Source organism: Burkholderia sola, assembly GCF_905400185.1.
GTDB classification, from domain to species: Bacteria; Pseudomonadota; Gammaproteobacteria; order Burkholderiales; family Burkholderiaceae; genus Burkholderia; species Burkholderia sola.
The window spans coordinates 714,382-740,818 of sequence record NZ_FR989677.1; the positions used below are offsets into that span (position 1 = coordinate 714,382).

A 26,437-nucleotide genomic window follows, 5' to 3' on the forward strand; every position below is an offset into this window, starting at 1 on the left:
CGGTAAGCGCGCGTATCCGTGCGCGCTGCCGTTCCCGACGCATGCCGGCCAGCGGCCGGATGCCAGACTCTACCGTCGTACCTCGCCCGGCCCTACCAACGTTTTGCGGAATCGATATGCGAACGCGCATAGCGCATCGGCCCGTCTTCGCCCAGTGGGCCGTTGCATAGACGCATCGTCATGCGAACGACGAGCACTACGGATATCGAACGATTTCATCGATCGATATGACCGCGTCCACGGGTTTCCGGCGGCCGACGTTCGCGGTCCGCACGATGCGTTCGCCGCAGCAGGCGTGCCGGACGCAATCGCGGCACACCTGCCGGGCCCGCGGCAATGAACATTACAAATCGGCCGCGCAGCGATTTACAAACCACGGATCGGCCGTTCATCGGCGCGTCCGTCGTCAATAGCATCGTGATCCTCGCAAACGTACTGACAAAAAACAGAGGTTGGTCATGATCAAAAAAACGGTAGTGCTGGGTTTGGTTTCGATCGGTTCGGTCGGCGCGCATGCGCAGAGTTCGGTGACGTTGTACGGGGTCGTCGACGCCGGCATCGCGTATACGAACAACCAGGGCGGCGCGAGCAACGTCCAGCAGACGAGCGGAAAGCTGAGCGGCAGCCGCTGGGGCCTGAAAGGCGCGGAGGATCTCGGCGGCGGCCTGCAGGCGGTCTTCACGCTGGAAAGCGGGTTCCGGCCGAGCGACGGCGGGCTCGGCCAGGGCGGCCGGCTGTTCGGCCGGTCCGCGTACGTGGGCCTCGGCAAGAAAGGGCTCGGCACGTTGACGTTCGGTCGTCAGTACGAGCCGATCACCGATCTCGTCGCGCCGTACTCGGGCGCGGGTTTCTGGTCGCCGGCCACGCACGTGGGCGACAACGACAACCTGAACCAGAGCTTCCGGCTGAACAACGCGGTGAAGTTCCGCAGCGACGCGATCGCCGGCTTCACGGCCGACCTGCTCTATGCGTTCAGCAACCAGGCCAATGGCGGCGCAGGCACCGGATTCTCGAACAACAACGCGTGGGGCGCATCGGCGAACTACGTGAACGGCGCGCTGTCGATCGGCGGCGGCTATGTGCGGTTCAATCACCCGAATGCGGCGTCGAATACGAGCGGCGCGGTGGGCGGCGCGACCTCGACCACCGGCAACGACTACAGCGGCGCGTTCTTCTACGGGCTGAATGGCGGCGTACTGAAGCAGCAGATCGGCGCGGCAGGCGCGAACTACGTGCTCGGCCGTGCGACGCTCGGCTTCGCGTGGAGCCACACGCAGCTCAATTATCTCGACGGTTCGTCGCGCAAGTTCAACAACTACGACGTGAACGCGCGCTACCAGCTCACGCCTGCGGCCACGCTGATCGGGGTCTATACGTTCACCGACGGGCGCGCGAGCGGCCTGCCGGGCACGAGCGGCCAGACGCTGAAGCCGCGCTGGCACCAGTTCACGCTCGGGTTCGACTATGCGTTGTCGAAGCGCACCGATATCTACGTGTCGGGCATCTACCAGCTCGCGGCCGGCGATGCGAGCACCTCGACGTCGGGCGGCTATCGCAAGATCGCGGCGATCTCGAACATCGGCAGCGCGTCGTCGACGAACCGCCAGCTCGCGTTCGTCAGCGGGCTGCGCGTGAAGTTCTGACGGCACGCGCATCGGGCGCGGCGCAACAAGCACGACAGGCGCGATAAGCAAAGCGGGAATCGTTGTTTGCCGCGCCGCGCCCGGTTGCCGAGAATGATCGTTTCCCCGCGCGCGATTCCCGCGCACAACACGCGTTCGACCATGACCGATTCCCGTTTTTCTCCCCGTGCGTCGCGCAGCGGCCGGCGCGCGGCGCTGCGCCAGCTCGCCGGCGGTTGGGCTGCCGCGATGCTGCCCGCCGGCGGCGCGCTCGCAAGCCAGCCGCTCGACGTGCCGCCGTGGACGCGCACGCCCGGTGCGCCGCTGCTGTCGCCGCCGTACGGCCTGCCAGGGGAGCATGAACGCGACGTGATTCGCCGCAGCGCCCGCGCGCCTGCGCTACCCGGCTCCGGCTCGTCGATGACGCCGCTCGCCGACCTGTTCGGCGACATCACGCCGAACGGGCTCGTCTACGAGCGTCATCACGCGGGCGTGCCGGACATCGATGCGCAGCGCCATCGCGTCGTCGTGCACGGCCTCGTGCGCGCGCCGCGCGTCTTCACGATCGACGACCTGCTGCGTTTTCCGTCCGAATCGCGGATCCACTTCCTCGAATGCTCGGGCAACACGGGCAGCGAATGGAACGGCCCGAGCGGGCTGCCGGTTCAGTTCACGCACGGGTTGCTGTCGTGCTGCGAATGGACCGGCGTCCGGCTGTCGACGCTGCTCGACGAGACGGGCATCGATGCCGACGCACGCTGGCTGCTCGCCGAAGGCGCGGACGGCGCGGCGATGACGCGCAGCCTGCCGCTCGACCGGATTCTCGAGCGCGCGCTGGTCGTCTATGCGCAGAACGGCGAACGGCTGCGCCCGGAGAACGGCTACCCGGTGCGGCTGATCGTGCCGGGTTTCGAAGGCAACACGAACATCAAGTGGCTGCGACGGCTGAAGCTGGTGCGGGCGCCGGAGATGACGCGCGAGGAAACGTCGAAATACACGAATCTGCTGCCCGACGGCTGCGCGCGCCAGTTCGTGTTCGAGATGGACGCGAAGTCGGTCATCACGCGGCCGTCGGCCGGCCATCGGCTCGCCGCGCACGGCTATTACCCGATCAGCGGCTACGCGTGGTCGGGCCGTGGCCGGATTCGCGCCGTCGACGTATCGACCGACGGCGGCCGCACGTGGCGGCCCGCCCGGCTCGCCGGCGACGTACGCGACCGCGCATTGACGCGCTTCGAGGCCGACTGGGTGTGGCGCGGCGAGCCGGCCGACCTGCAAAGCCGCGCGACCGACGAGACCGGCTACGTGCAACCGACCCGTGACGCGCTCGTCGCCGCGCGCGGCCTGAACTCGCAGTACCACTACAACGGCATCCAGAACTGGCGCGTCGGCACGGACGGCGAGGTGCGCAATGCGTAAGCCGCTCGCTTGCCTGCTGGCAACCTGCGCAATGACGACGAGCGCGTTCGGCGGGGGCTTCGGCCTGGGCCAGCCGATCGATCGCGGGGCGCTCGCCGCGTGGGACATCGACGTCGCGCCGGACGGCAGCGGCTTGCCGCCCGGCGCGGGCACGGTCGCACGCGGCGGCCACGTGTTCGCCGACAAATGCGCGATGTGTCACGGCGCCGGCGGCGAAGGCGGCGTCGGCGATCCGCTCGTCGGCGGCAGCGGCTCGCTCGCGAGCGCGAAACCCAAGAAGACGGTCGGCAGCTACTGGCCGTACGCGACGACGCTGTTCGACTACATTCGCCGGGCGATGCCGTACAACGCGCCGCAATCGCTGAGCACGGACGACGTCTATGCGGTCACCGCGTACGTCCTCCACCTGAACGGCATCGTGCCCGGCGACGCCCGGCTCGACGCACGTACGCTGCCGCGCGTACAGATGCCGAACCGCGACGGCTTCGTGTCGGACCCGCGGCCGGGCCAGCTATGACGCGCGTCGCTTCGCTTGCCGCCGCATCAGCCGCATCAAGCAGCCCACCCGCGCGCAGTGCGTCGCCCCTTTCAGCAAGGACCCCGTGATGAGCGATTCCTCCGTCACCGCCCCGCTCGCGCCGTCGCCGTTCGTCGACGTTCGTTCGCCGGCGGATTTCCCCGACAGCCCCGTGTCGCGCACGCTCGCGCAGCCGCTGATGCTCGGGCTGTTCCTGCCGATCCAGGCCGGCGGCTGGAGCGCGTCGACGCTGCCGCGCTCGACCGACTGGACGTTCGACTACAACGCCGATCTCGTGGCCCGCGCCGAAGCGCTCGGCTTCGATCTCGTGTTCGCGCTGTCGCAGTGGCTGCCGAAAGGCGGCTACGGCGGCGTGTTCGACGGCCACGCGCTCGACTCGTTCATGACGCTGGCCGCGCTGACCGCGCGCACCGAGCGGATCATCCTCGTCGCGACGAGCCACGTGCTCTACGGGCCGTGGCATCCGCTGCATTTCGCGAAGTTCACCGCGACGCTCGACCACATCTCGCGCGGGCGCTGGGGCATCAACGTGGTGACCGGCCACCGCGCGATCGAACACGAGATGTTCGGCTGGAACCGGATCGAACACGACCGGCGCTACGAGATGGCCGCGGAATTCCTCGACGCGGTCCAGCAGTTGTGGGCGCAACCGGATAATTTCAGCTACACGCCCGAACTGTCGAGCTGGCGACTGGGCGGCGCATTCGTGACGCCGAAGCCGCGCTACGGGCGCCCGCTGCTGATCAACGCGACGGGTTCCGATGCGGGCATCGCGTTCGCCGCACGCTATTCGGACATCGTGTTCGTCACGAGCCCGGCCGGCCCCGACGCCGAACGCGCGATCGACGCGCTGCCCGCGCATACCGCACGCGTGAAGGCGGCCGCCGCCGCGCGCGGCCGCACGATCCGCACGCTGCTCAATCCGCTCGTGATCTGCCGCGAAACCGCGGCCGAAGCGCGCGCGTACCGCGACGCGATCGTCGCGCATGCGGACGAAGGCAGCTTCCACCGCTTCGACAGCGACGCGCATGCGTGGCGCGGTGGGTTCGAGCAGCGGGCGCAAGCCGCCGCGCGCGCGATCGGCGGCAACATCTCGATCACCGGCTCGCCGGAAGAAGTCGCCGATACCATCGTACGGCTGCACCGCGCGGGTATCGACGGTATCCAGTTGAGTTTCTACGACTTCAAGCCCGATCTCGACTGCTTCGGCGAGCGCGTGCTGCCGCTGCTGCGCGAAGCCGGCTTGCGGCGTTGACGACGGCGCAGCAGCAGTCGCCGGCCGTCGTCAGAACACGCGCCCTTCGGTCAGGTGCGTCGTCACGCCGTTCAATACGTAGTCGCCGATCACGCGCGCCTTGTGCAGCAACGGGTTGTGGCTGAAGATCGTGCGCAGGTTGCGCCAGTGGCGATCGAAGTTGTGCTCGCGCGCCGTCGCCGATGCGCCGCCCACTTCGAACAGCCGCTCGGCCGCATGCAGCGCGAGCTTGCTGACGATCAATTGCGTGCGCGCGGTCGCGAGCGCACTGTCGAGCACGAGCGCATCCGCGTCGGCCGCGCCTGCTTCGATCGCGTCGGCGGAGCGGTCGAGCGCGCGTGCGTTTTCTCGTACGAGCGCGTCGATCGCGTGACTATGCGCGGACAGCTCGCCGACGATCTGCTGAACAAAATGATCGTCGCGCGCGGTCGGCGCGGGGCTGTGCAGCGCGGGCCGGCCGTGCTCGAGCACGTAGCGGCGTGCATCGGCCACCACGTTGCGCACGATGCCGGCGCCCGTCGCGACGAGATGAAGCTGCCGCAGCGCGCCGCAATGACGGCCGACGAGCGTCGACCCGTCCCGCGGGGCCACTTCGTCCGCGAACACCTGCACGTCGTTCAGCAACAGGCTGCCGCTCGCGGTCATGCGCTGGCCCATCCCGTCCCAGTCGTCGAGCACCTGCAGGCCATCGCGCGCGACGGGAATGATCACCGCGAGCGCGTCGCCCTGCTCGTTCCCCACGTTGATGCGCGCAAAATCGGCAAACGCGGTGCCCGTCGAATAGTATTTGCGGCCCGTCACGCGGCAGTGGTCGCCGTCGCGGCGCAGCACGGTCGTGTTCTCGCCCGGGCGCGACGTACCGCGCTCGGTCGACGCGCCGCCGAAGATCGCGCCACTGAGCACACGCTCGAGTTGCACGTCGTTGAACGCCGTGCGCGGCGACAGCCGCAGCGTCTCGGTCTGGTCGTAGTGGATGCGCAGCGCGTGCGCGAGATTCGAATCGGCGGCCGCGAGCGTCGCGATCGACTCGAACAGGTCGACCAGCGTGCCGCCGAGGCCGCCGCGTGCGACCGGAATCCGCAGCGCACCCAGCGTCGAGCGCCGGAAGATCGCGAACCCTTCGAACGGCAGTTCGCGACGCGCCTCGCGTTGCGCGGCGTCCTGGCCGATCGCGGTCGCGAGATCGGGCAGCGCGGCAAGCGCGTCGCGCAATGCGTCGCGCGGATCGACGGCATCACGGGCAGTCATTCGGCAGGTCCTTGTTCGGGGAGATCGGGGCGTGTCGCGGCAGCGCGCGACACGGTGTCCGCAAGTATAGGGACGCCCCCGCCGCGCGTAAAAAGCCGATTTCAGCTTACGTTATGCCCGCGCCGGGATTGATCGCGTACGGACGCCGTCAGTGCTGAATGCCCCAGCGCCGCACGGTCACGCGCTCGAGCGTATCGAACACGAGGTTCTCGACCAGCAGCCCGATCACGATGACGGCCGCGAGACCGGCGAACACGCGGTCCGTATACAGCTCGTTGCGGTTCTGGAAGATGTACCAGCCGAGGCCGCCCTGCCCCGCGCTCGCGCCGAACACGAGCTCGGCGGCGATCAGCGTGCGCCACGCGAAGGCCCAGCCGACGCGCAGCCCCGACAGGATCGACGGCAGCGCGGCCGGCACGAGGATCAGCGCGATCTGGCGCAGGCCCGTGAGCCCGTAGTTGCGCCCGGCCATTTTGAGCGTGGCGGGCACGCCGACGAAGCCGGTGTAGATGCTCAGCGCGAGCGGCCACAGCACCGCGTGCACGAGCACGAACAGCAGGCTGCCGGTGCCGAGCCCGAACCACAGCAGCGCGATCGGCAGCAACGCGATCGACGGTAGCGGATTGAACATCGACGTGAGCATCGTCAGCAGATCGCGGCCGATGCGCGTCGATACCGCGAGCGACGTCAGCGCGAACGCCAGCAGCACGCCCAGCGCATAGCCGCGCAGCAGCACCGACATCGAGATGCCGGTCTTCACGAGCAGTTCGCCCGACTCGATGCCCTGCACGAACGCGGCCAGCGTCGCGCCGAAGGTCGGGACGAGCAGATCGTTCGCGACGATGCGCGCGACGATCTCCCATGCGGCGATCAGCGCGAGCGCGATGACGCTGCGGCGAAACCATGCGGCACCGACGATGCGGCGCGGCAGCGGCGCCGGCGCCGCGCGCTCGGCGTCGGGCAGCGTGTCGAGCGTGCGCGTATATTCGGCACGCACGGGCGGCAGCGGCGGCACGGCCGGATCGATCGTACTCATGATGCGGCGTCCTCCGTCGTCGGTACGTGCGGTGCGTCGGTGTCGAACAGCAGGCGATGGATCCGTGCGACGTTGTCGCGGAAGTCGCCGGTATCGACGTTGTCGAGCGAATGCTCGTGACTGTTGAGCTCCGCGCGCACGCGGCCCGGGTGCGGCGACAGCAGCAGAATCCGGTTGCCGACCACGAGCGCCTCCTCGATCGAGTGCGTGACGAACAGCAGCGTGAAGCGGAATTCATCCCACAGCCGCAGCAGTTCCGCCTGCATCTTGCGGCGCGTGAGCGCATCGAGCGCGGCGAACGGCTCGTCCATCAGCAGCACACGTGGCTGCATCGCCAGCGCCCGCGCAATCGCGACGCGCTGTTTCATGCCGCCCGACAACGTATGCGGATAGGCATCGGCAAACGTGCCGAGGCCGACCTTGTCGAGATAGTGCAGCGCGCGCTCGCGTGCTTCGGCGCGCGACAGCTTCGCGGCGGCGCGCAACGGAAACGCGACGTTCTCGACGACCGTCTTCCACGGCGGCAACTGATCGAATTCCTGGAACACGACGATGCGGTCGGGCCCCGGCCCGCGCACCGGCCGGCCGTCGAGCGCGATCGAACCCGCGACGGGCTCGATGAAGCCGGCGATCGCCTTCAGCAGCGTCGACTTCCCGCAGCCCGATGGGCCGAGCAGCACGAAGCGGTCGCTGCCGTACACGTCGAAGCTCACCTGATGCGTCGCACGAACGATCCGCGCGCCGCTGCGGTATTCGAGGCTGACCTGGTCGATCGCCAGCAGACGTTCGCTGTGCGTGCCGGCCTGCGCGGCGTTCGCGGCAGGGCGATCGTCGGCACGCGTATCGGCCACGGCCGGCGCGGCCGGCGACGCGCCGCCACGTGCCGCATACGGCGGCAACCAGGTTCGGGGAGAAGTGGCGTTCACGATCGAATCTCTTGCGGGAAAACCATCAACATACGGCCGGGCGCCGTGCGGACCAACCATCGATTGCGCATATCGAAACCGCGCCGACGCATAAGCGTCGATCGCGGCGCCCGAACATCGGCGCTGCTCAGCTGCCGCCCGCCGTCGCCGGATCGTCGAAGAAGTAGTCGCGCCACGACTTCGGTTCGTTGCGGATCGCGCCGGTGCGATGCATGAACTGCGCGAGCGGCAGCGTGTTCTGCGGCGCGGTCTTGAACTGCACCTGCGGATTGCGCAGGATCTTCAGCAGCAGCGCGCGATCGATCTTCGACCCGTTCACGCGGATATAGGTATCGGCCGCGCGCTCGGGATCGGCCGCGATCCGCCGGGCGGCGTCGGCGAGCGCGGCAACGAACGCGCGATAGGTCTTCGGGTTGTCGTCGCGGAATTTCTCGGTCGCATACAGCACCGTCGCGGAGCTCGGGCCGCCGAGCACGTCATACGAATTCAGCACGATGTGCGCGTTCGGGTTGCCAGCCAGCTCCTGCTCCTGGAACGGCGGATTGCCGAAGTGGCCGGTGATCACGTTGCTGTTCGCGAGAATCGCGGCCGTCGCGTCCGGATGCGGAATCGCCTGCGTGAGCGCGTCGAGCTTGTCGAATTGCTTGTCGCCCCACTGCTTCGCGGCCGCGTACTGCAGCACGCGCGACTGCACCGACACGCCGACCGCCGGCACCGCGATGCGGTCCTTCGCGCTCAGGTCGGTGATCGTCTTCACGTTCGGGTTGCTGCTCACGAGGTAGTACGGAAAATTGCCGAGCGACGCGACGCCCTTCACGTTCTGCCGGCCGCGCGTGCGGTCCCACACGGTCAACAGCGGGCCGACGCCCGCGCCTGCGACGTCGACCGCGCCGGACAGCAGCGCATCGTTCACGGCCGCGCCGCCCGACAGCCGCACCCAGTCGACCTTGATGTCGAGGCCGGCCTTGCGCCCTTCCTTCTCGATCAGTTGCTGGTCGCGCGCGACGTTCAGCATCAGGTAGACGACGCCGAACTGCTCGGCGATGCGGATGCGGCCCTCCGCATGCGCGGCTTGCGGGATGAGTGCGCCCGCGAAGGCGAGCGCGGCGGTGAGCGTGGCCGCCAGCGCGCGACGCGCCGGCAATAACGAAAACGACATCGGAACTCCGGTCGGGATGAGGCGGAAATGAATGACGCGGCGCGCGGCTCAGAAAGGCGCGTCGCCTTCGATCGTCGTGCGGTACAGCTTGCGGCGCAGGTGGTCGGGCGTGCCGGCGGCGAGATGCATCAGCGAACGGTTGTCCCAGAACACCAGATCGTGGTCGCGCCACGCGTGCCGATACAGGTGCTCGGCGCGCACGCTGTGCGCGAACAGTTCGTCGAGCAGCGCGCGGCTTTCGTCGTCGGGCAGCCCGACGATGCGCGTCGTGAAATGCTCGCTGACGAACAGCGCCTTGCGGCCGGTTTCCGGATGCGTGCGCACGACCGGATGCACGACCGCCGCGACCTGCGCGATCTGTTCGGGCGACAGGTTCGGCCGCCACGGGCTGCGCGCCTGCAATTCCGCGTAGCGCGCGAGATACGTATGCTCGGCGCGCCGCCCCTCGACCGCGCGGCGCAGATGGGCCGGCAGCGTGTCCCACGCGAGATGCATGTTCGCGAACAGCGTGTCGCCGCCTTCCGCCGGCAGTTCCTGCGCGTGCAGCAGCGAGCCGAGGCTCGGCTTTTCCTTGTACGACAGGTCGGAATGCCAGAAATGGCCGGCATCGCCGAGCCCGACCGGCTTGCCGTTCTCGACGATGTTCGACACGATCAGCACTTCCGGATGGCCGGCCAGCGCGAACTGGTGCAGCACGTGGATCTGCAGCGGGCCGAAGCGGCGGCTGAACGCGATGTGCTCGTCCGGCGTGATGCGCTGGTCGCGAAACACCAATACGTGGTGATCGAGGTGCGCGCGATGGATGCGCGCGAAATCGTCGGCGTCGAGCGGTTGCGACAGGTCGACGCCGATCACCTCGGCGCCGAGCGGCGCGTCGAACGGCACGATGTCGAAATGCTGCGCCGCGCCGTCCGGCCGCAGGGCGGGATGCCCGGCGGAAAGCGGTGCGGCGTCGCGGAGGGTGGGAGTCGTCACGGCGCGGCCCTGATTCGGTCAAAACGCGAATCTACGAGGCCGTGCCGGCGTGCGTCAACGAAGCGATTCGGATACGTTTATCTGCTGCGGTGATAAAGATCGCTGCTCGCGCATACGTCGACGATCGGGCGTGGAATCGTCCGACTGGTGGCAATGGAGGTTCCGCCCGCATCCTGCCGCGGCACCCCGCGCCGCGCAGCCAACTATGGCTGCCCCGCACCGCCCGACGCCCCATGCCGGGGCGCGCGGTCGATTCGCCGCCGGGTGTCGGGTTGCGCCGGTTCGGTACGTCGGCGGCCTCGCGTGCCGCGTCGGGCGACGCGCTGTCCTGTCGTTCACTGTCACGGGTCATGAATTTCTCCCCGTGCGGATGCTGAATACGTTGCGCCGCACCGCGCCGCGATGGGTGGCACGGCGGCCCACAACGCTTCCAGCAAGCGACATGTCGTCGTCGGACTGCCCGGTCGCACCCCAAGCGAATGAATCCGCCAAAGAAATTACACGTGGCGCGTCATCCGGCGCAGCCTCCCCAACGCGCGTGGCAGCGTCGATGCGAAAACGCAACGCGGCACGCGCGATGCTCGGAAACACCATGCCGGCTGCGCGCCGGCGCCCTTTCTACACCGGGGACGACGATCATGAGCGCGACGCACGCAACAAACGCGACACCGAACGACGACGATATGACCGACACGCCGGACATTCCACCGCCGGAGCCCGACGACGGGCGCCACGACGATCTACCCGACTTGCCGGACCCGACCGAAGTGGGCGAGGACGGTTAGCCGATCGCGTCGCCGCAGTGTGCGTGGCTGCTCCCTCGCGCACGAGGCATCGTGCGATGCGACGTGCGCCGGCCGCGCGTCCTGCCTACTTGTTGCCCGGCTCGCGCGTACGCTCGCCGTACGTGCCGTTACCGCAGTGCGGGCACTTCGGGATCGGGTGTCCCGCCTGCACGTGCGTCGACCGGTGGCATTTCTCGTATCGGAAGTCACCGGTTTTTTCCGCTTTCTCTCCTGCGTGCGCCGTCATCCTCGTTCTCCTTCCGGCTTGCGATTACCCGCGCTTCACCGCGTGCGTCGCCTTTCGTGCGCGACCTCGCCGGTCGGCACCGCATCGACGTCCTGCAGCGGCTCGCCCGGAATGCGGCGCTTCGCGGACTGATCGACCGGCCAGTCCACCGCCTGCTCGCCGCTCCCGTCCGCGCTGCCGCCCTCGGCATCGAGTTGCTGCTCGGCCCGCTGCCAGTATTCGTCGGCCCGGCCGTCGGGCGCGCCGTCCGCCTGCCACAGCCGGTACGCACGCTCGCGGATCTGCGTTTCCCTGTCTTCGTTCATGTCGTTCTCCGTGTCTGCGATGGCGATCACCGATCCGGGCGCGACGGCGCCGATACCGCGCCGAGCGTCGACGACATCGCGCCGTCCGCGGCGGTCGCCAGATCGCCCAGCGCGACGATGCCGACCAGCCGCTTCTGCCGGTCGACCACCGGCACGCGGCGAATCTGCGCGTCTTCCATCTTCTTTTGCACCGCCGAAATGTCGTCGTCCTCGTAACACCAGTTCGCGGGCCCGCTGACGACGCCCTCGATCGACTCGTTCGGCGGCACGCCCATCGACACCGCGCGCACGACGATGTCCCGGTCCGTCAGCATGCCGATCAGCCGCGTGCCGTCGCAGACGGGCAGCGCACCGACGTTGAGGTCGCTCATCAGTTTGGCCGCCTCGCGCAGGCTCTGCGTCGGACCGACGGTCGCGGCGTCGCGTGTCATCACTTCCGATACACGTGTCATGTTTCGCTCCTTGATAAACCGCCCACGGCGGCCTGCTGCACGAGCATCGCGCGTTCCGGCGGCCGCGCGCGTCAGTTCTCCGTCGAGCAACGGACCGACGTCAGGCCGGCCGACTCGACGATCCGCATCAGTTGCTTCAGCATCACGTCGGCGCCGGTCGCTTCGCGCCACTGCACGAATAATTCCTCCTCTCGCACCGCGCGTGCGGCCGTTTCGCAAAAGCTTTTTGTCCGGCACGTGAATCCCGCGTCGCGCAGCTTCGCGGCCAGTTGTTCGCGCGCAGCCGAGCCCACCGGATACTCGACCGTGATGAGCGCGGTCCTGACGCGCCGCAAGCGCTGCTCGACGAACCGCAGCGGCCACACGACCAGCAGCGCGAGGACGAGCCCGACCGCACCGAGCGACAACTGGCCGCCGCCGATGCACAGCCCGATGACCGTCACGAACCACAACGTCGCGGCCGTGGTGACGCCGGACACCAGGCCGTCGCGATGAAGAATCGCGCCGCCGCCGATGAAGCCCATCCCGGTCAGGATGCCGAGCGGCAGCCGCATCAGGTCGAGCACCGAGAACGCGCCCTCCGGTTTGCCCGCCTGCAGCAGCAGCGCATTGACCTGCAGCATCGACAGGCACGCGGCGAGGCAGACGAGGATCGTCGTGCGCAGGCCGGCCGTCTTGCCGGATTCGCTGCGATCGACGCCGATCAACCCACCCGCGACGAGCGCCAGCGCGATCCTGACCAGAACGTCGTGCCACTGCAGTACGACCGGCATCGGTTCCATGCGCCCTCCCATGCAAATCGTCGTGCGTCGGGGCGCGAACGCCGCCGACGACGCCAGCGAGGCGCAAGGATCGGGCCTGCTTTCCCGAGGGGGCGGCGCGTGTAGTACGTCGGAGGAAATTGTAGAAAGGCGCGTGCTGCGCACACCTTGCCACCGCGGCTACGGTGTCCGGACGTTCTTCGCGGAACGATCGCGCGTCGCCACTCCGCGCACGGGACGGCGGCAAGCCGGCGGCCCCTGCAGCCATCCGCCGCGCGCACGATCCGGCGTGGCCGGTCGGACGCGCATGCGAAGGCGCCCACGTCCCTTCTCTTCGCATCCGATCGGATACGAATACTGTTCCTACGCCCATTTTCTCGATATTTCGTTCCCGATTGGGAACGAAATGGCATCCAAGCCGTCGGGATCATTCGTTCGTTCCCGTACGAATACGAACTGCTGCCCAACCCCGCGAGTTATGCAATACTGTTCCCGATCAGATACGAAGCACGGAGAACGTCATGTCGGAGTCCCAATCCGTCGACACGATCGGCGCGCTCGCCCACTTCATTCGCGCGGCGCGAATCCAGCAGGGATTCACGCGGGACGAACTCGCGAACGCGACCGGGCTGTCGCCGAAATTCATCAGCCAGGTGGAAGCCGGCAAACCGACCGCGCAAATCGGCAAGGTCATGCTGCTGCTGAGCGAGCTCGGCGTGCGGCTGTACGCGGAGTCGTCGATCGAGATCTCCGAAGCCACCGCGCTGAAGGCCGCGCAACGCCGCAGGAGCAGCTATGGCGGCTAGAACGCTGATCGCGTCCGCGAACGGCGTGCGCATGGGCACGCTGACCGACGACAAGGGGATCTGGTCGTTCGCGTACGCCCCGCAGTGGCTCGCGTCGCCGGCCGCGTATCCGCTGTCGCCGGCGTTTGCGCTGCGCGCAGACGTGTTCACCGACACGTCGACCGATCGCCCGGTCCAGTGGTTCTTCGACAACCTGCTGCCCGAGGAAGGCATGCGCACGTCGCTCGCGCGCGAGGCGAAGGTCGATGCCGCCGACGCGTGGGGCCTGCTCGCGTACTTCGGCCGCGAATCGGCCGGCGCGCTGACGCTGCTGGCCGACGGCGAGCAGGAAACGCCCGGCGGCCTGCAGCCGCTGCCGCTCGACGAGCTCGAGCGCCGGATCCAGGCGATGCCCGAGCGCGCGCTGACGGCCACCGCGCCCAAGCGCATGTCGGCGGCCGGCGCGCAGCAGAAGCTGCTGCTGGTGCTGCGCGGCAACGCGCCCGACTACGCGCTGTTCGAGCCGGTCGGCAGCGAACCGTCGATGCACCTGCTCAAACCCGACATGCGCGCGGCCGGCTATCCGCATTCGGCGATCAACGAGTTCTTCTGCATGCGGCTCGCGAAAAAGATGGGGCTCGACGTGCCCGACGTGCATTTCCTGCGCGCGCCGTCCGCGTGCTACGTGATCGACCGGTTCGACCGCGACGTCGCGTCCGAACCGGCCGGGCGCCTGCATACGATCGACGCGATGCAACTGCTCAACTACGACCGCGGTTTCAAGTACCAGCGGGCGAATGCACAGGAACTGGCCCGCGCGATCGACCGCACCAGCACGCGCGCGCTCACGCGTCTGTCGGTGTTCCGCTGGACCGTGTTCAACGTGGTGGTCGGCAATGCCGACGCGCACCTGAAGAACCTGTCGTTCTTCGTCGACGCGCGCGGCTACTGGCTCGCGCCGTTCTACGACATCGTCAGCACGGTCGTGTATCACACGCCGACGCACCGGCCCGACCATCGCGGCGATCACTGGCCGCACTGCGAGCTGACGATGCCGCTCGGGAATGCGACGCGGTTCGCCGATATCGGCGTGGATGCACTCGTCGCGTTCGGCCAGGCGCTCGGGCTCAGGGAGAAAGCGGCCGCCAGCGAACTGCAGCGCTTTCTCGAACCGCTCGATCGTCACGTCGAGCAGACGCTCGATGAAGTGCGAAAGATCGCGCATCCGGACGCCGGGGAAATGCGGTTGCTGAATTCGATCGTCGCGATGCCGATCGCGGAAATGGGGCGCGCGCTGCGAAAGACGCGCGGATAGACTGCCACGCGCGAGTATCGAATCGCCGCCGATACCCGCGCGGCGCCCGGGCCGGCGAATGCGTGGGCGTCAACGGCGCACGGCAAAGGCATCGACGCCCGTCGCCGCGGCGGACCACGCCCACAGCCGCGCCGCGTCCTCCGGATCGATCGCATGCGGCCGCACGCCCGATTCCTCGTTGCCGCGCGTCACCATCGCGACGTCGCAATCCTCGCAATAGACGCCGCCGAGATCGGCAATGCGCGGCGACGTCGCCGCCCATACCTGCGTTGCCGCGCCCTGCGCAGGCGTTTTGAAGGTCGGATCGATCGGCGCGCCGTGCTCGTCGACCCAGCCCTGCGCCATCATTTCCGCGCGCGTCAGATGACGCTGCAGCGGCGTCGCGATCTTGCCCGGATGCAGCGAATACGCGCGAACCCCGAACGGCGCACCGAGCACGTCGAGCTGTACCGCGAACAACGCGTTGGCGGTTTTCGACTGCCCGTACGCGAGCCATTTGTCGTAACCGCGCGCGAAATCGATATCGTCCCAGCGGATCGGCGACAGCCGGTGCCCGAGCGACGACACCGCAACCACGCGCGCGCCGTCGCCGTGCGCGAGCGCCGGCCACAGCCGGTTGACGAGCGCGTAGTGACCGAGGTGATTGACGGCCATCTGCGCTTCCCGGCCGTCGCCCAAGCGAGTTTCCGGGCACGCCATGATGCCCGCGCTGTTGATGACGACATGCACGTCGCGACGCGCGTCGACGAACCGCGCGGCGAATGCGGCCACGCTCGCGGGGTCCGCGAGATCGAGCGTCGCGATCTCCACGCCGGCGATGCCGCGCGTCGCTTCGCGCGCGGCCGCGGCGCTCCGTGCGCCGACGACAACGTGCGCACCGGCCTGCGCCAGTGCCCGCGTGGTTTCGAGGCCGAGACCCGAATGGCCGCCCGTGACGATGGCGGTCTTGCCGTGCAAGTCGAGGCCGGCCAGTACGTCGGTCGCCGTCGATCCCGCGTCGAATCCGGAATGAAGGGGATGCTGCCTGCTCGTCATCGAAAGCTCCTGGAATGATGCTCGATGCGCGCGGCCGCCCGTCGGCCGCGTCACCGCACGAGATCATTCTCCAGCCGCGCATCCGGACTGTGAATGCAATAGAATCCGGTTTTTCGTCGAGATCGTCCGGGGATTGCGCGTGGACCCGCTATCGGAAGTGCTGTCGCTGCTGGAAACGCGCGACTCGTTTTTCACCGGCCTGCGGGCCGGCGGCCCGTGGGCGGTCGACCTTCCGCCGCCCGACGGGATCAAGTTCAACGCGGTGGTCGAAGGCAGTTGCTGGCTGACCGTGGACGGTGCGGGGCCGCCTGTCCGGCTGCGCACGGGGGACTGCTTCCTGCTCGCCGCGCCGCGGGCATTTTCGCTGGCGAGTGATCCGTCGGTCGCGCCGGTGCCGGCCGCCGACGTGTACCGGCATCTCGAACGCGGTATCGCGCACTACGGCGAACCGGCCGACTGCTTTCTGATCGGCGGCCGCTTCGCGTACGAGGAAGGCATGCCGCTGCTGCTCGGCAGCCTGCCGCCCGTGGTCGTCGTCAGCGGCGATTCCGAACCGGCGGCGGTGCTGCGCTGGTCGCTGCAGCAGCTCGCACGGGAATTCGGCGCGGCGTCGCCGGGCGGGTCGCTGATGGTCCGGCATCTCGGCCACATGATGCTGGTGCAGATCCTGCGGCGCTATGTGGACGCCGGCGCGAACGGCGATGTCGGGTGGCTGGCCGGGTTCGCGGATGCGCGCGTCAGCGCGGCGCTGGCCGCGATTCACGCCGCGCCCGAGCGGCGCTGGACCGTCGACGCGCTGGCGGCCTGCTGCCACGTGTCGCGTTCGACGTTCGCGCTGCATTTCAAGCGGCGGCTCGGGTTCGGGCCGCTCGAATACGTGCTGCGCTGGCGGATCCAGCTGGCGATGCGCGAACTGCGCAGATCGAACGCATCGATCTCGGCGATTGCGCAGCGGCTCGGCTACGACTCGGATAGCGCGTTCGGCCATGCGTTCAAACGCATCGTGGGCTGCTCGCCGCGCGCCTATCGTCATGACGTGACGAAGGAACCGCGCAACTAGCGTGTGACCGCCCTCGTCGGGCGCGTGGCGGCGCAAATTCGTCAACGTCATGCATTCGCATTACGACCATCAGGATAAGTATTCTTATCACAATACGTCTATTTCATTTCCAAACTTGGCCGTGCAGCAATGCGTCACGCATCACGCGCCGGTATGCCGCAATTCCCCGTCGATGTGCTGCGGCAGCCTCAGCAGGTTGAAGATCGGGCACACCTCCTCGACCGCCTGATGCAATGCACGGATCGCCTCCGGCGGCTCCGGCGACACGATGTCCAGCGTATAGCGGATGTTGTGCGGGAATACCGGCACCTGTTCGAACCCGGGCTGCTGCGCGAGCGGATGCTGGTCGCCGGTGACTTCGACTTCGATCGCGTCGATCTTCAAGCCCCGCTCCGCGGCCTGGATCAACGTGATGTGCGTGAGGCAACTGCCGAGCACGCCAAGCTGCAACTCCGGCGATGCAGGCCCGAGGTTGTAGCCCGCGAAATCGGGCGGGCTGTCGCTGATCACCTGGAAATCGCGAATCCGGATCTCGCGCACGCCGCTGCGGCCGAGCGCGCGCACGGTCGCCTTCAGCGGCGTCGCCTTGAAATCGGGATCGTTGCGAGCGGCCTGCTGCTTCGCGTGCCACGCATCGCGCTTTTGCGCGAGATAGTCGTTCAGGGTCGTCATGGTCAAGTCATGGGCAGGCGGCACGCACGCGACGGATCGGTTCGCTGCGCGCCGAAGCGATCAGTCGATCGCCGGAATCCACGCGGCCGTCGCCGCGTCGCTCGCGCGGAACGCCGGGAACTTCGCGCCGAGTTCGGCCACGGTATGAATGTCGTTCTTCACGAGATCGTCGCGCGTGATCAGCGTCGGCTTGACCGCGATGCGCGCGCCCGGGTTTTGCCCGGCGACCAGCAGCGCCGCGGCCCGCACCGACACCGCGCCGACGACCGCCGGATTGGTCGCGGCCGTCGCGACCCATGCGCTGTTCGGCGCGCGAATGGCCTCGATGTCGGCCGTCGACACGTCCGCGCTGTAGATGCGCAGCTTCGACGACAGCCGGGCCTCGTCGGCCGCGAGCTTCGCGCCGCGCGCGAATTCGTCGTACGGCGCGAACACGACGCGAATGTCCGGATTCGCGCGATACACGGCCGCCGCCTGGTTCGCGACCGACTGCGCGATCGGATTGTCGACGGTGCCCCAGCGCGCCTTTTCCCGAACCTGCGGGTGCGCGCGCTTGAAATCGCGCCACGCGGCATCGCGCCGGTCGAGCGGCGCGAATCCGGCCACGTACACATACCCTGCCGAGAACGCGTCGCCGTTGTCCTTCACCGCCTGATCGAGCAGCAGGTTCGCGAGGTCGCGATCGTTCTGCTCGATCTGCGGCACCTTCGGATTGGCGAGATCGACGTCGAACGCGACGACCTTGATGCCTTTGTCGAGCGCACGCTGAACGACGTCCTTCAACGATTCCGGCAAGCCGTGATTGACGATGATCGCGGACACGCCGATGTTGATTGCCTGCTGAATCTGCTCGCGCTGTTCGGCCGCGTCCTGCCGCCCTTCGTAGATGCGCAGATCGACGCCGAGCGCGCGTGCCTGCTTCTGCGCGCCGGCTTCGTAGGCCTGGAAGAAATCGCCGGTCGACAGGTAGTTGACGAGCGCGATCTTCACGCCGCCCTTGTCGAACGGTGCGGGCGCGCCCTTGAGCGGGCCGGCGTGTGCCGCGGGCATACCGAGCGCGAGTGCGGCGCCCAATACGAGTGCTCCGAGTTTCGGTTCGAGGCGCGACTTTCGGCGAAGCAACGAGCGCATGGCGTGTCTGTCTCCGTACAGGACGATATCGGCTCAATCTATCAGCACGGCACGCGAACTCAAACCGACCGATTCGGCAATCGATATTACTTTGGATAACAAACGGTCCAGCTTGAAGATTCTTCGAACCCTTGGACGCAGGAACCGAGTCTTGGCGCCCTCACCGTCACGCCCGGGCATCCGTACGGCGACCGATGCCGAACGTAAACGCGAGGGCGAGCACGAGGAGCACGCCCTTGATGAAGTCCTGCATATAGTAGGGAGCGTTCAGCATCGTCAGCCCGTTGAGCAACACGCCGACGAACACCGCGCCGACGACCGTGCCGAACACGTTGGGCCGCTTCGCGCCCCACACCGCGTAACCGATCAGCGCGGCCGCCACCGCGTCGAGCAGCAGCGAGTGGCCCGCGCTCACGTCGCCGCGGCCAACTCGCGCGGCGATCAGCACGCCGCCCAGCGACGCGATCGCGCCCGACACGACGTACGCGGCGACACGGTAGCGCGCGGCCGGCGCACCGGCCAGCCGCGCGGCCGTTTCGTTGCCGCCGATCGCGTAGATCACGCGGCCCCAGCGCGTCGCTTCCATCGTGATGCAGGCCAGCACCGTCACGGCCGCTAGCAGCAGCACCGGCAACGGTACGACGTCGAACACGCGCAGGCGGCCGAGCGCGAGGAACGCGTTGGGGAACACGCCGGTGGCGTCGGTGCCGTCCGGCAGCACGGAGCCGGTCGCGAGCGAACGGCCGCCGGTCGGAATCAACTGCAGGCCGGCCAGCAGGAACAGCGTGCCCAGCGTCGCGAGCTGGTCGGGCACGCGCAGCCGCGTAATCAGCAAGCCGTTGAACAAGCCGGCGGCCACGCCAAGCGCGACGCAGGCGAGCGCGGCAGCCCACGCGCTGCCGTGCCAGACGACCAGCACGTAGCTCGCGGCCATCTGCGCGGTCGCGGCCATGCTGCCGACCGACAGGTCGAAACCGCCGGCCGCGAGCGTGACCGTCACGCCGATGCCGAGCAACGCGACGATCGACACCGCCTGCAGGATGCTGAACAGATTGTCGAGGTTCAGGAACGCGGGCTCCTTGCGCGCGAATACGACCACGAGGATCGCCAGCACGAGCAGGATGCCGGTCCGTTCGAGCGCATCGCGGAGACGGAGCGGCCAGGGGCGCGACGAACGTTGGACGGATGCGGCATGACGGTCAGCGGAAGAAGTCACGGGTTTCATGAGCAGGCACGCACGATGGAAGAAGTCGGAGGCTGGCAATCGAGCGTCGCGCGATCGAACCGCACGATACGATCGGCGATCTCGGCGGCTTCCTCGAGATCGCTGACGAACACGATCGTCGCGCGCTCATGCGCATGACGCCGCAGCGTATCGACGATATCGGCGCGCGCGCCCGCATCGATGCCCTGGAACGGCTCGTCGAGCAGCAACAGCCGCGCCGGTTCGGCGTGCCAGCGCGCGAGCACGACCTTCTGCTGGTTGCCGCCGGACAGGTGCGCGACGCGATCGTCGGGCCCCTCGCAGCGAATGCCGAACCGCGCGATCGCCGCCGCGGCGGCCGTGCGTTCGCGCGCTCGGCGCACCGCGCCGCTCGCGAACCAGCGCGACAGGAACGGAAAGCCGATCGTGCCCGCGATCGATGCGAACGGGACGCTGTCGGGGAACAGCGACGTGCGCCAGCGGTCCTCGCCGGCCAGGAATACGCCGGCGCGAATCGCGTCCGCCGGCGAACGTGGCCGCCACGGCCGGCCGTCGAGCGTCATCTCGCCGGCCGCCGCCCGCACCGCGCCGAAGATCGTCCGCGCGAAGCGCGATTTGCCGCCGCCGACGGGGCCCGCGATCGCGACGATCTCGCCGCGCCGGACGTCGAGGTCGAACGGCGTGCCGGTCGGCGTCAGCCGGATCTGCCGCGCGCTGAAGCCTGAGCCGACCACGCCTGCGGATTCGACCCGCCCGGCACGCTCCGGCGCTGCTGCACGCGCACGCGGCAAGGGCCGCCCGATCATCGTTTCCACCGCGGCGTCGAAATCGATCGGCGCGGCCAGATCGGCGACGATCCGGCCGTCGCGGACGATCGCCGCGCGATCGGCGATGCGGCGCAAATCGCCGAGCCGATGCGATACCAGCAGGATGGCGACGCCATCGCGGCGCAACGCGTCCACCAGCACGAACAGCCGCTCGGCCTCCGCCGCGGACAGGCTCGCGGTCGGCTCGTCGAGAATCAGCAACGACGGTTGCCCGGCCAGCGCACGCGCCAGCGTCACACGTTGCTGGTCGGCCAGCGACAGCGCGGCGAGCGGCGCCGCCAGGTCGACGTCGAGCCCGACCCGCGCGGCGAGCGATCGTGCCGCGTCGCGGCGAGCTGCCGGCGGCACGCGCCACGGCGACGCCGGATCGCACAGCCGGTCGAGCAGCAGGTTGTCCGCGATCGACAGCGTCGGCACGACTGCATCGGCCACCGACTGGTGCACGGTCGCGACGCCGAGCCGCTTGGCCGCGTGCGGCGACGCCGGCCGATATGGTTCACCGCGCAGCGTCAGCATGCCGCCGTCCGCGTGCAGCGCACCGCTCAGAATCTTGACGAAGGTCGACTTGCCCGCGCCGTTCGCGCCCATCAACGCGACGACTTCGCCGGCGCCGATCGACAGGTCGAGCGCCGACAGTGCGACGGTCGCGTCGAAACGCTTCGCGATGCCCGTGGCGCTCAGGACGGGCGGCAACGCCGATCGACGGGGGCGATCTTCGCGCCACGTCGCGTCCACGGTTTCGTTCGTCGCGCGATTCATGCCGGACGGTTCCGGTCGGCACGATGCGGTTGCAGCAGGAACAGTACGTCATCGGTCATGTCATGCAACTCCGCTGAGGATCGCCCGGTATCGATCGGCTGGTCAGCCCGCTTCAGGCACGGGAAACCGGAACGACGCCCCATGGGCCGTGTCCGGCAGGCGGTCGCGCCCGCTCAGCCGGGAACGGAAGGTGCCGCCCGCCGGCGACGTCCGGTACAGGCCGCGCTTTTTCAGTTCCGGCACGATCAGTTCGGCGAAATCGTCGAGCGTGCCCGGGCTGATCAGCGGATTGAGCATGTAGCCGCTCGTCGTCGACTGCCGCGCATGCTCGGCGAGCTGGTCCGCGACTTCGTCGGGGGAGCCGACGAGGATCAGATCGGTGCCGCGCGTGACGCTCACGAACTTGCGCCGCACGTCGCCGGCGGTGAGCGGCTTGCCGCTGCCATCCGGCCGCACCACGTAGGACGTCAGCCCTTCCGTCTGCGTCGTCAGCGGTTCGTCGTCCGCATAGCGGTCGATGTCGATGCCGGTGTCGCCTGCATAGCTGACGAGCTGCGCGTGCTGGTGATAGTGCTGCTGCAGCGTGTGATATTTCTCCTTCGCGTCGCCCGACGAGCGCGCGGTCACGATCCGCAGCACCGTCAGCGACTTCACGTCGTCCGCCGCGCGGCCGCGCTCGGCCGCGCGCCGGCGAATCTCGTCGAGGCCCGCGCGAATCTCGTGCGGATTCGACTTCGCGACGAACACCACTTCCGCGTGCTTCGCCGCGAACTCGCGCCCGCGCCCCGACCAGCCGGCCTGGATCAGGACGGGCGAGCGCTGCGGCGACGGCGCACAGACGTGCGGCCCCTGCACGCGGTAATGCCTGCCTTCATGCGCGATTGGCCGCACGCGGTCGCCACGCGCATAGCGCGGCGCGTGCTTGTCGGCGACGACCGCGTCGTCCGCCCAGCTTCCTTCCCACAGTTTGTAGACGACGTCGAGAAATTCCTCCGCGCGCGCATAGCGTTCGTCATGACCGATCATCCGGTCGAGCCCGAAGTTGCGCGCCGCGCTCGTCAGGTAGGACGTCACGATGTTCCAGCCGATCCGGCCGTTGCTCAGATGATCGAGCGTGCTGAAGCGGCGCGCGAGCGCGAACGGATGCTCGTACGTCGTGCTCGCCGTCACGCCGAACGCGAGCCGCTCGGTCTGCGCGACGAGCGCCGGAATCAGCATCATCGGATCGTTCGCGGGCGCCTCGACCGCCCACTGCACCGCGGCGTCGGCCGACCCGCCATAGACGTCGTACAGGCCGAGCACGTCCGCGAAGAACAGCATGTCGAGATCGGCCTGCTCGGCCGTGCGCGCGAGGTTCGACCAGAACGGGAGCGTATTCGCGCGCAGCCGCTCGTCGGCGGGATGGGTCCACAGGCTCGGCGCGCCGCCGCAGCCGACGCTGGCTTGTTCGTACAGGGAAAACAGCAAGGGGCGAGGATCGGACATCGTCGAAATCGGTACCAGGCAAGAAATCAGTTGGGTGCCGCCCACGCGCCCGACGACGCGCGGCCGCGCGGTGCGGACACGCGGTCGTCGGGCGTGCGCGTCAGGTAGCGATTGATGCGCTTCTCGAGACGGGCGGCGGGAATGGTCAGCAGCGCGACCAGCACGACATAGACGATCGCCGCGCCAGCCAGCGGTTCGTACACGCGCAACGTCTCGAAGCGCAGCGTATTGGCCGTGCCCATCACGTCGAACACGGTCACGGTCGACGCGAGGACGGTCGATTTCAGCAGCAGGATTGCCTCGCCGGTGAGCGCAGGCAGCGCAAGCCGCCATGCACGCGGCCCGACGATGCGGCGCAGCACCTGCATGCGCGTCATCCCGTAGGCATGGCCGGCCTCGATCTCGCCGGCCGGCACGCCGGCGATCGCGCCGCGCAGGATCGTCGCGACGTACGCGCTCTCGTTCACGCTCAACGCGACGATCGCGTACCAGAACGCGTCGCGCAGCAGCGGCGACGCCCAGCTGTCGCGCATCCATTCGCGCGGAACGATCTGCCCGAATCCGTAGTACAGCAGATAGAGCTGAACGAGCAGCGGCGTGCCGCGGATCAGCATGAGCCAGCCGCGCGCGGACCAGCGCAGCGGCGGATGGCGTGCACCGGCGGCGAGCGCGAGCGGCACGCCCAGCAGCACGCTGGCCGCGCCCGACACAAGTGTCAGCGCGAGCGTGGTCGGCACCGCGGCGAGCAGCTTCGGCATCACCGTGTCGAGCAGAAAAGGCAGCGAGAAGATCATGTCGTCGCGCGCCTCGTGCCGCGGTTCGCATGCCGCTCGAGCGCCGCGAAAATGCCGGTCGACGTGATGCTCAGCAGCAGGAACAGCGCGGCCGTGACCAGATAGAAGAAGACGTAGTGCCGCGTCGCACCGGCCGCGAGCTGGCTCGCCTTCAGCAGATCCGTGAACGAACCGAGCACGCTGATGAACGACGCGTCCTTGGTCGCGTTCAGCCACACGTTGCCGACGCCCGGCAGCGCGAGCCGCGCGGCGGCCGGGAGCCGGATGCGCGCGAACGTCTGCCAGGGCGTCATCCCGTACGCGTGCGCGGCTTCGATCTCACCGACCGGCACGTTGACGAGCGCCGCGCGGAAGATGTCGGTGAGATACGCACCCTGGATGAAACCGAGCGACAGCGCGGCGACGACGAACGGATCGAACGCGAAGTCGCCGGACACGATGCCGCTGCCGCGCAGCGCGTTCTCGATGGCCGGTGCGACCGCGTAGAACGCGAGCAGCAGGCACAACAGCTCGGGCAGCGCGCGCACGAGCGTCGTGTAGAGGCGCGCCAGCCACACGAGCGCCGCGTATCGCGACAGCTTGCCGAGCGCGCCGGCGATGCCGAGCAGCACGCCGGTGCAGAACGATGCCGCCGCGACGCCGAATGTCAGCGCGAACGCGCCCGCGAACACGCGGCCATAACCGCCGTCGCCGAATGCGAGCAACGCGAGCAGCGAATCGTCGCCGGCCATGCGCTCAGCGACCCTTCTCGATCGTGCCTTTCAGGTTCGGATAGCGGGCGGTGATCGCATCCCACGTGCCGTCCTGCTGCAGTTGCGCGATCGCGGTCGACAGCTTGCCGCGCAGCGCATCGCCATGCCGCACACCCGCGCCGATGCCGAGCCCCAACACCGGATTGTCCGCGCACGTGGCCTTGACCTCGAAGTCCTTGCCGTCGCGCGACGCGAGGAACGCCGTGAACAGCCCCTTGCCTTCCTGCACGTAGTCGACGCGACCGGACACCAGATCCGCGAGCGCATTGTCGAACTTGTCGAACGCCTTGATCTGCGCATCCTGCTTGAAGCGGGCATCGAGGAACGCCGAGAAGTTCGTGCCGGCCTCGACGCCGATCACGCGGCCCTTGAAGGTGGCGGGCACCGCACAGTCGACGCGGCGCCGGTCGCTTTTCGCACCGACGAACACGGTCGGCGATTCGTAATACGCGCGGCTGAAATCGATGGCTTTCTGCCGCTCACCGGTGATCGTCATTGACGACCAGATCACGTCGATCTTGCGGTTCTGCAACGCCGGAATCAGGCCGTCCCACGCAATGTCGGTAAGCTCGCAGCGCACGTTCAGCTTGCCGCACGCGGCCTCGAGCACGTCGATTTCCCAGCCCTTCCACTTGCCGGAGGCATCCTTCGAAAAGAACGGCGGGTACGACTCGGCGTCGATGCCGACGCGCACCGTCGGCTGGGCCGCATGGGAAACCGGCGCAAGGCCGAGCACGAACAGCGCGGCCGCGACACGGCGGCCCCCGGAACGCATCAAACGATTCATGTGGCGCATTTCTGGAATAACGTCGGAACGACCGGCGTTGCAGCCGGCAGGAGGCGTGACTGTAATGCGCGCCGAAGCGTGTACCAAATGGTTATTTTTTCGATGGATATCTGATCGCGCGATATGCGCGCAACCGCGTACCGTCCGACGTCCGGCACGGTACGCGGTTCATCCGTCGTTCACGCCGCCACGGCCTCGCGCCGCAACGCCGGCAGTTCCAGATTCGCGCGGAAATCGCCGCCCATATGGTCGATATCGAGCAGATCGCGCCGCCGCAACTCGGGCAGCAAGCCGTTGAGCAGCAGGTCTTCCCGGTCCGGCTGGCCGAGCCCGTGCAGCGGCGGCGCGCCCGCCGTACACGGCTGCAACGGATCGCGCGGGACCCGTACGGTTCGTTCGACCCGCGCTATCCGGTCGGCTGGATCATCGGCGAAGGACTCGACGCGGTCGGTATTCACGGCGACGCGCGCCGCCGCCCGCGCGACAACCGCGCGTCACCGCCCGATCGGCAACCCGGTCGGTTCGATCCAGCCGAGCTTGTACGCGATCAGCAGCGACAGAAACAGCGTGACCGACAACCCGACGCGCGCGGCGAGCGACCACGCCATCCGCTTGGATTTGCCGCGATCGTGATTCATAAAGTACAGCGCGAAGATCAGGCTCGCGATGATCATCGCGAATGCCACAGAAACCAGCAGGGTTTTCATTGCCGTTGCCTTTGAAGATCCGAATCGGCCTGAATCAGTTCGGCCAGTTTTTGCCGCTCGTCGGCGACGCCGCCGACACCCGATGCCGGCCAGTCCAGCGCGACGCCGTTGCCGAGCGAATCGCGCACGAGCGCCTGGTAGCGCCGGTCGTTGATCGTGCCGTGTTCCATCGTGTCCGAGATCTCGCGCCGAAACGGCAGCGGGAAACTTGCGTACCCGCGCGACAGCGCCGCATATTGTCTCGCATCGATCTCTTTCGACGAAGGTATGACGGTCCAGATCACCACGGCGACGATGGCCGTGAACGGGATCGCCGTGTAGCGAAGGATGAACTTGATCGGGGTCATGAAGCGGTGAGCAGAAGGGAATCGCGAGTGAGCGAGCGCCGCGCGGCGT

29 protein-coding genes are annotated in these 26,437 nt (G+C 68.3%); 8 read left to right on the forward strand and 21 right to left on the reverse strand.

Annotation, left to right across the window (positions count from 1 at the left end):
• Nucleotides 1–458: 458 nt before the first annotated feature.
• The 4 genes from KR541_RS33265 to KR541_RS33280 all read left to right on the forward strand — a co-directional run bounded on the left by KR541_RS33265 (nt 459) and on the right by KR541_RS33280 (nt 4,834).
• Entirely contained in the window at nt 459–1,643 is a 1,185-nt protein-coding gene (locus tag KR541_RS33265; protein WP_050017837.1) for a porin, read from the forward strand.
• 141 nt (nt 1,644–1,784) lie between these two features.
• A complete protein-coding gene (gene soxC, locus KR541_RS33270; RefSeq protein WP_050017848.1) occupies nt 1,785–3,041 on the forward strand; it encodes a sulfite dehydrogenase in 1,257 nt (418 codons plus the stop codon).
• Nucleotides 3,034–3,558, forward strand: a complete 525-nt coding sequence (locus tag KR541_RS33275; protein ID WP_050017836.1) for a c-type cytochrome — start codon at nt 3,034–3,036, stop codon at nt 3,556–3,558. The genes soxC and KR541_RS33275 overlap by 8 nt, the downstream gene beginning before the upstream one ends.
• 88 nt (nt 3,559–3,646) lie before the next feature.
• On the forward strand, nt 3,647–4,834 hold the full coding sequence (locus KR541_RS33280; RefSeq protein ID WP_050017835.1) for an LLM class flavin-dependent oxidoreductase: 1,188 nt from the start codon (nt 3,647–3,649) through the stop codon (nt 4,832–4,834).
• 30 nt (nt 4,835–4,864) lie between these two features.
• On the opposite strand, the gene KR541_RS33285 is transcribed toward KR541_RS33280, so the two are convergent.
• The 5 genes from KR541_RS33285 to KR541_RS33305 all read right to left on the reverse strand — a co-directional run bounded on the left by KR541_RS33285 (nt 4,865) and on the right by KR541_RS33305 (nt 10,178).
• Nucleotides 4,865–6,082 (reverse strand): acyl-CoA dehydrogenase family protein, encoded by a 1,218-nt coding sequence (locus KR541_RS33285; RefSeq protein WP_216090110.1) that lies wholly within the window; start codon nt 6,080–6,082, stop codon nt 4,865–4,867.
• Between the two features lie 148 nt (nt 6,083–6,230).
• On the reverse strand, nt 6,231–7,118 hold the full coding sequence (locus KR541_RS33290) for an ABC transporter permease (RefSeq protein WP_216090111.1): 888 nt from the start codon (nt 7,116–7,118) through the stop codon (nt 6,231–6,233).
• On the reverse strand, nt 7,115–8,104 hold the full coding sequence (locus KR541_RS33295; RefSeq protein ID WP_050017832.1) for an ABC transporter ATP-binding protein: 990 nt from the start codon (nt 8,102–8,104) through the stop codon (nt 7,115–7,117). The genes KR541_RS33290 and KR541_RS33295 overlap by 4 nt, the downstream gene beginning before the upstream one ends.
• 67 nt (nt 8,105–8,171) lie before the next feature.
• Nucleotides 8,172–9,203, reverse strand: a complete 1,032-nt coding sequence (locus KR541_RS33300; RefSeq protein ID WP_050017831.1) for an ABC transporter substrate-binding protein — start codon at nt 9,201–9,203, stop codon at nt 8,172–8,174.
• A 48-nt stretch (nt 9,204–9,251) separates the two neighbouring features.
• Complete coding sequence (locus KR541_RS33305) at nt 9,252–10,178, reverse strand: TauD/TfdA dioxygenase family protein (protein WP_050017830.1); 927 nt, start codon at nt 10,176–10,178, stop codon at nt 9,252–9,254.
• A 638-nt stretch (nt 10,179–10,816) separates the two neighbouring features.
• Here KR541_RS33305 and KR541_RS33310 point away from each other — a divergent pair.
• Nucleotides 10,817–10,963: a hypothetical protein gene (locus KR541_RS33310; protein WP_162838132.1), complete on the forward strand. Its 147-nt coding sequence runs from the start codon at nt 10,817–10,819 to the stop codon at nt 10,961–10,963.
• An 85-nt stretch (nt 10,964–11,048) separates the two neighbouring features.
• Here the strand turns inward: KR541_RS33310 and KR541_RS36850 are convergent, their stop codons facing one another.
• The 4 genes from KR541_RS36850 to KR541_RS33325 form a co-directional block, all read right to left on the reverse strand.
• The gene (locus KR541_RS36850; RefSeq protein WP_080334398.1) at nt 11,049–11,210 is read right to left on the reverse strand and encodes a zinc ribbon-containing protein; all 162 of its coding nucleotides are present in this window, start codon (nt 11,208–11,210) and stop codon (nt 11,049–11,051) included.
• Nucleotides 11,211–11,245: 35 nt separating this feature from the next.
• Nucleotides 11,246–11,515, reverse strand: a complete 270-nt coding sequence (locus KR541_RS33315) for a DUF2934 domain-containing protein (RefSeq protein ID WP_050017847.1) — start codon at nt 11,513–11,515, stop codon at nt 11,246–11,248.
• 26 nt (nt 11,516–11,541) lie between these two features.
• A complete protein-coding gene (locus tag KR541_RS33320; RefSeq protein ID WP_050017829.1) occupies nt 11,542–11,967 on the reverse strand; it encodes a CBS domain-containing protein in 426 nt (141 codons plus the stop codon).
• Between the two features lie 71 nt (nt 11,968–12,038).
• Nucleotides 12,039–12,749, reverse strand: a complete 711-nt coding sequence (locus tag KR541_RS33325; RefSeq protein ID WP_050017828.1) for an MgtC/SapB family protein — start codon at nt 12,747–12,749, stop codon at nt 12,039–12,041.
• A gap of 500 nt (nt 12,750–13,249) precedes the next feature.
• Here KR541_RS33325 and KR541_RS33330 point away from each other — a divergent pair, with 500 nt between their 5' ends.
• Together KR541_RS33330 and KR541_RS33335 are read left to right on the forward strand one after the other, a co-directional pair.
• Nucleotides 13,250–13,534 carry a helix-turn-helix domain-containing protein gene (locus KR541_RS33330; RefSeq protein WP_050017827.1) on the forward strand — a complete coding sequence of 95 codons (285 nt, stop codon included), beginning with the start codon at nt 13,250–13,252 and terminating at the stop codon, nt 13,532–13,534.
• Nucleotides 13,524–14,828, forward strand: coding sequence for a HipA domain-containing protein (locus KR541_RS33335; RefSeq protein WP_216090112.1), 1,305 nt, complete (start codon nt 13,524–13,526; stop codon nt 14,826–14,828). Before KR541_RS33330 ends, KR541_RS33335 begins: the two co-directional genes overlap by 11 nt.
• A 69-nt stretch (nt 14,829–14,897) precedes the next feature.
• On the opposite strand, the gene KR541_RS33340 is transcribed toward KR541_RS33335, so the two are convergent.
• Nucleotides 14,898–15,863 (reverse strand): SDR family NAD(P)-dependent oxidoreductase, encoded by a 966-nt coding sequence (locus KR541_RS33340; RefSeq protein ID WP_176016238.1) that lies wholly within the window; start codon nt 15,861–15,863, stop codon nt 14,898–14,900.
• Between the two features lie 139 nt (nt 15,864–16,002).
• Here KR541_RS33340 and KR541_RS33345 point away from each other — a divergent pair, with 139 nt between their 5' ends.
• Nucleotides 16,003–16,923: an AraC family transcriptional regulator gene (locus KR541_RS33345; RefSeq protein WP_124555846.1), complete on the forward strand. Its 921-nt coding sequence runs from the start codon at nt 16,003–16,005 to the stop codon at nt 16,921–16,923.
• Nucleotides 16,924–17,064: 141 nt separating this feature from the next.
• Here KR541_RS33345 and KR541_RS33350 read toward each other — a convergent pair whose 3' ends face one another.
• The 11 genes from KR541_RS33350 to KR541_RS33400 all read right to left on the reverse strand — a co-directional run bounded on the left by KR541_RS33350 (nt 17,065) and on the right by KR541_RS33400 (nt 26,388).
• Nucleotides 17,065–17,595 carry an OsmC family protein gene (locus KR541_RS33350; RefSeq protein WP_124630969.1) on the reverse strand — a complete coding sequence of 177 codons (531 nt, stop codon included), beginning with the start codon at nt 17,593–17,595 and terminating at the stop codon, nt 17,065–17,067.
• 60 nt (nt 17,596–17,655) lie between these two features.
• Nucleotides 17,656–18,726, reverse strand: coding sequence for a substrate-binding domain-containing protein (locus tag KR541_RS33355; RefSeq protein WP_050017823.1), 1,071 nt, complete (start codon nt 18,724–18,726; stop codon nt 17,656–17,658).
• 166 nt (nt 18,727–18,892) lie between these two features.
• The gene (locus KR541_RS33360; RefSeq protein ID WP_050017822.1) at nt 18,893–19,951 is read right to left on the reverse strand and encodes an ABC transporter permease; all 1,059 of its coding nucleotides are present in this window, start codon (nt 19,949–19,951) and stop codon (nt 18,893–18,895) included.
• Nucleotides 19,948–21,516 carry a sugar ABC transporter ATP-binding protein gene (locus KR541_RS33365; protein WP_089490380.1) on the reverse strand — a complete coding sequence of 523 codons (1,569 nt, stop codon included), beginning with the start codon at nt 21,514–21,516 and terminating at the stop codon, nt 19,948–19,950. The genes KR541_RS33360 and KR541_RS33365 overlap by 4 nt, the downstream gene beginning before the upstream one ends.
• A gap of 102 nt (nt 21,517–21,618) precedes the next feature.
• Entirely contained in the window at nt 21,619–23,001 is a 1,383-nt protein-coding gene (locus tag KR541_RS33370) for an NtaA/DmoA family FMN-dependent monooxygenase (protein WP_216090113.1), read from the reverse strand.
• 26 nt (nt 23,002–23,027) lie between these two features.
• A complete protein-coding gene (locus KR541_RS33375) occupies nt 23,028–23,795 on the reverse strand; it encodes an ABC transporter permease (RefSeq protein WP_050017819.1) in 768 nt (255 codons plus the stop codon).
• Entirely contained in the window at nt 23,792–24,526 is a 735-nt protein-coding gene (locus KR541_RS33380; protein WP_050017818.1) for an ABC transporter permease, read from the reverse strand. The genes KR541_RS33375 and KR541_RS33380 overlap by 4 nt, the downstream gene beginning before the upstream one ends.
• 4 nt (nt 24,527–24,530) lie before the next feature.
• A complete protein-coding gene (locus KR541_RS33385; protein WP_050017817.1) occupies nt 24,531–25,334 on the reverse strand; it encodes a transporter substrate-binding domain-containing protein in 804 nt (267 codons plus the stop codon).
• Nucleotides 25,335–25,513: 179 nt separating this feature from the next.
• Nucleotides 25,514–25,792, reverse strand: coding sequence for a hypothetical protein (locus KR541_RS36855; RefSeq protein ID WP_235356312.1), 279 nt, complete (start codon nt 25,790–25,792; stop codon nt 25,514–25,516).
• Nucleotides 25,793–25,828: 36 nt separating this feature from the next.
• The gene (locus KR541_RS33395; protein ID WP_006489184.1) at nt 25,829–26,041 is read right to left on the reverse strand and encodes a twin transmembrane helix small protein; all 213 of its coding nucleotides are present in this window, start codon (nt 26,039–26,041) and stop codon (nt 25,829–25,831) included.
• A complete protein-coding gene (locus tag KR541_RS33400; protein ID WP_050017815.1) occupies nt 26,038–26,388 on the reverse strand; it encodes a hypothetical protein in 351 nt (116 codons plus the stop codon). Before KR541_RS33400 ends, KR541_RS33395 begins: the two co-directional genes overlap by 4 nt.
• Nucleotides 26,389–26,437 lie beyond the last annotated feature (49 nt).

Bases quoted from the DNA above. Each gene is read 5' to 3' on its own strand.
- KR541_RS33395 (WP_006489184.1), bottom strand. From the start codon at position 26,041: ATGAAAACCCTGCTGGTTTCTGTGGCATTCGCGATGATCATCGCGAGC.
- KR541_RS33290 (WP_216090111.1), bottom strand. From the start codon at position 7,118: ATGAGTACGATCGATCCGGCCGTGCCGCCGCTGCCGCCCGTGCGTGCC.
- KR541_RS33315 (WP_050017847.1), bottom strand. From the start codon at position 11,515: ATGAACGAAGACAGGGAAACGCAGATCCGCGAGCGTGCGTACCGGCTG.
- KR541_RS33265 (WP_050017837.1), top strand. From the start codon at position 459: ATGATCAAAAAAACGGTAGTGCTGGGTTTGGTTTCGATCGGTTCGGTC.
- KR541_RS33280 (WP_050017835.1), top strand. From the start codon at position 3,647: ATGAGCGATTCCTCCGTCACCGCCCCGCTCGCGCCGTCGCCGTTCGTC.
- KR541_RS33355 (WP_050017823.1), bottom strand. From the start codon at position 18,726: ATGCGCTCGTTGCTTCGCCGAAAGTCGCGCCTCGAACCGAAACTCGGA.
- KR541_RS33380 (WP_050017818.1), bottom strand. From the start codon at position 24,526: ATGGCCGGCGACGATTCGCTGCTCGCGTTGCTCGCATTCGGCGACGGC.
- KR541_RS33335 (WP_216090112.1), top strand. From the start codon at position 13,524: ATGGCGGCTAGAACGCTGATCGCGTCCGCGAACGGCGTGCGCATGGGC.
- soxC (WP_050017848.1), top strand. From the start codon at position 1,785: ATGACCGATTCCCGTTTTTCTCCCCGTGCGTCGCGCAGCGGCCGGCGC.
- KR541_RS33375 (WP_050017819.1), bottom strand. From the start codon at position 23,795: ATGATCTTCTCGCTGCCTTTTCTGCTCGACACGGTGATGCCGAAGCTG.
- KR541_RS33310 (WP_162838132.1), top strand. From the start codon at position 10,817: ATGAGCGCGACGCACGCAACAAACGCGACACCGAACGACGACGATATG.
- KR541_RS33365 (WP_089490380.1), bottom strand. From the start codon at position 21,516: ATGAATCGCGCGACGAACGAAACCGTGGACGCGACGTGGCGCGAAGAT.
- KR541_RS33300 (WP_050017831.1), bottom strand. From the start codon at position 9,203: ATGTCGTTTTCGTTATTGCCGGCGCGTCGCGCGCTGGCGGCCACGCTC.
- KR541_RS33320 (WP_050017829.1), bottom strand. From the start codon at position 11,967: ATGACACGTGTATCGGAAGTGATGACACGCGACGCCGCGACCGTCGGT.
- KR541_RS33370 (WP_216090113.1), bottom strand. From the start codon at position 23,001: ATGTCCGATCCTCGCCCCTTGCTGTTTTCCCTGTACGAACAAGCCAGC.
- KR541_RS33340 (WP_176016238.1), bottom strand. From the start codon at position 15,863: ATGACGAGCAGGCAGCATCCCCTTCATTCCGGATTCGACGCGGGATCG.
- KR541_RS33385 (WP_050017817.1), bottom strand. From the start codon at position 25,334: ATGAATCGTTTGATGCGTTCCGGGGGCCGCCGTGTCGCGGCCGCGCTG.
- KR541_RS33295 (WP_050017832.1), bottom strand. From the start codon at position 8,104: ATGGTTGGTCCGCACGGCGCCCGGCCGTATGTTGATGGTTTTCCCGCA.
- KR541_RS36850 (WP_080334398.1), bottom strand. From the start codon at position 11,210: ATGACGGCGCACGCAGGAGAGAAAGCGGAAAAAACCGGTGACTTCCGA.
- KR541_RS33330 (WP_050017827.1), top strand. From the start codon at position 13,250: ATGTCGGAGTCCCAATCCGTCGACACGATCGGCGCGCTCGCCCACTTC.
- KR541_RS33400 (WP_050017815.1), bottom strand. From the start codon at position 26,388: ATGACCCCGATCAAGTTCATCCTTCGCTACACGGCGATCCCGTTCACG.
- KR541_RS33360 (WP_050017822.1), bottom strand. From the start codon at position 19,951: ATGAAACCCGTGACTTCTTCCGCTGACCGTCATGCCGCATCCGTCCAA.
- KR541_RS33350 (WP_124630969.1), bottom strand. From the start codon at position 17,595: ATGACGACCCTGAACGACTATCTCGCGCAAAAGCGCGATGCGTGGCAC.
- KR541_RS33275 (WP_050017836.1), top strand. From the start codon at position 3,034: ATGCGTAAGCCGCTCGCTTGCCTGCTGGCAACCTGCGCAATGACGACG.
- KR541_RS33285 (WP_216090110.1), bottom strand. From the start codon at position 6,082: ATGACTGCCCGTGATGCCGTCGATCCGCGCGACGCATTGCGCGACGCG.
- KR541_RS33325 (WP_050017828.1), bottom strand. From the start codon at position 12,749: ATGGAACCGATGCCGGTCGTACTGCAGTGGCACGACGTTCTGGTCAGG.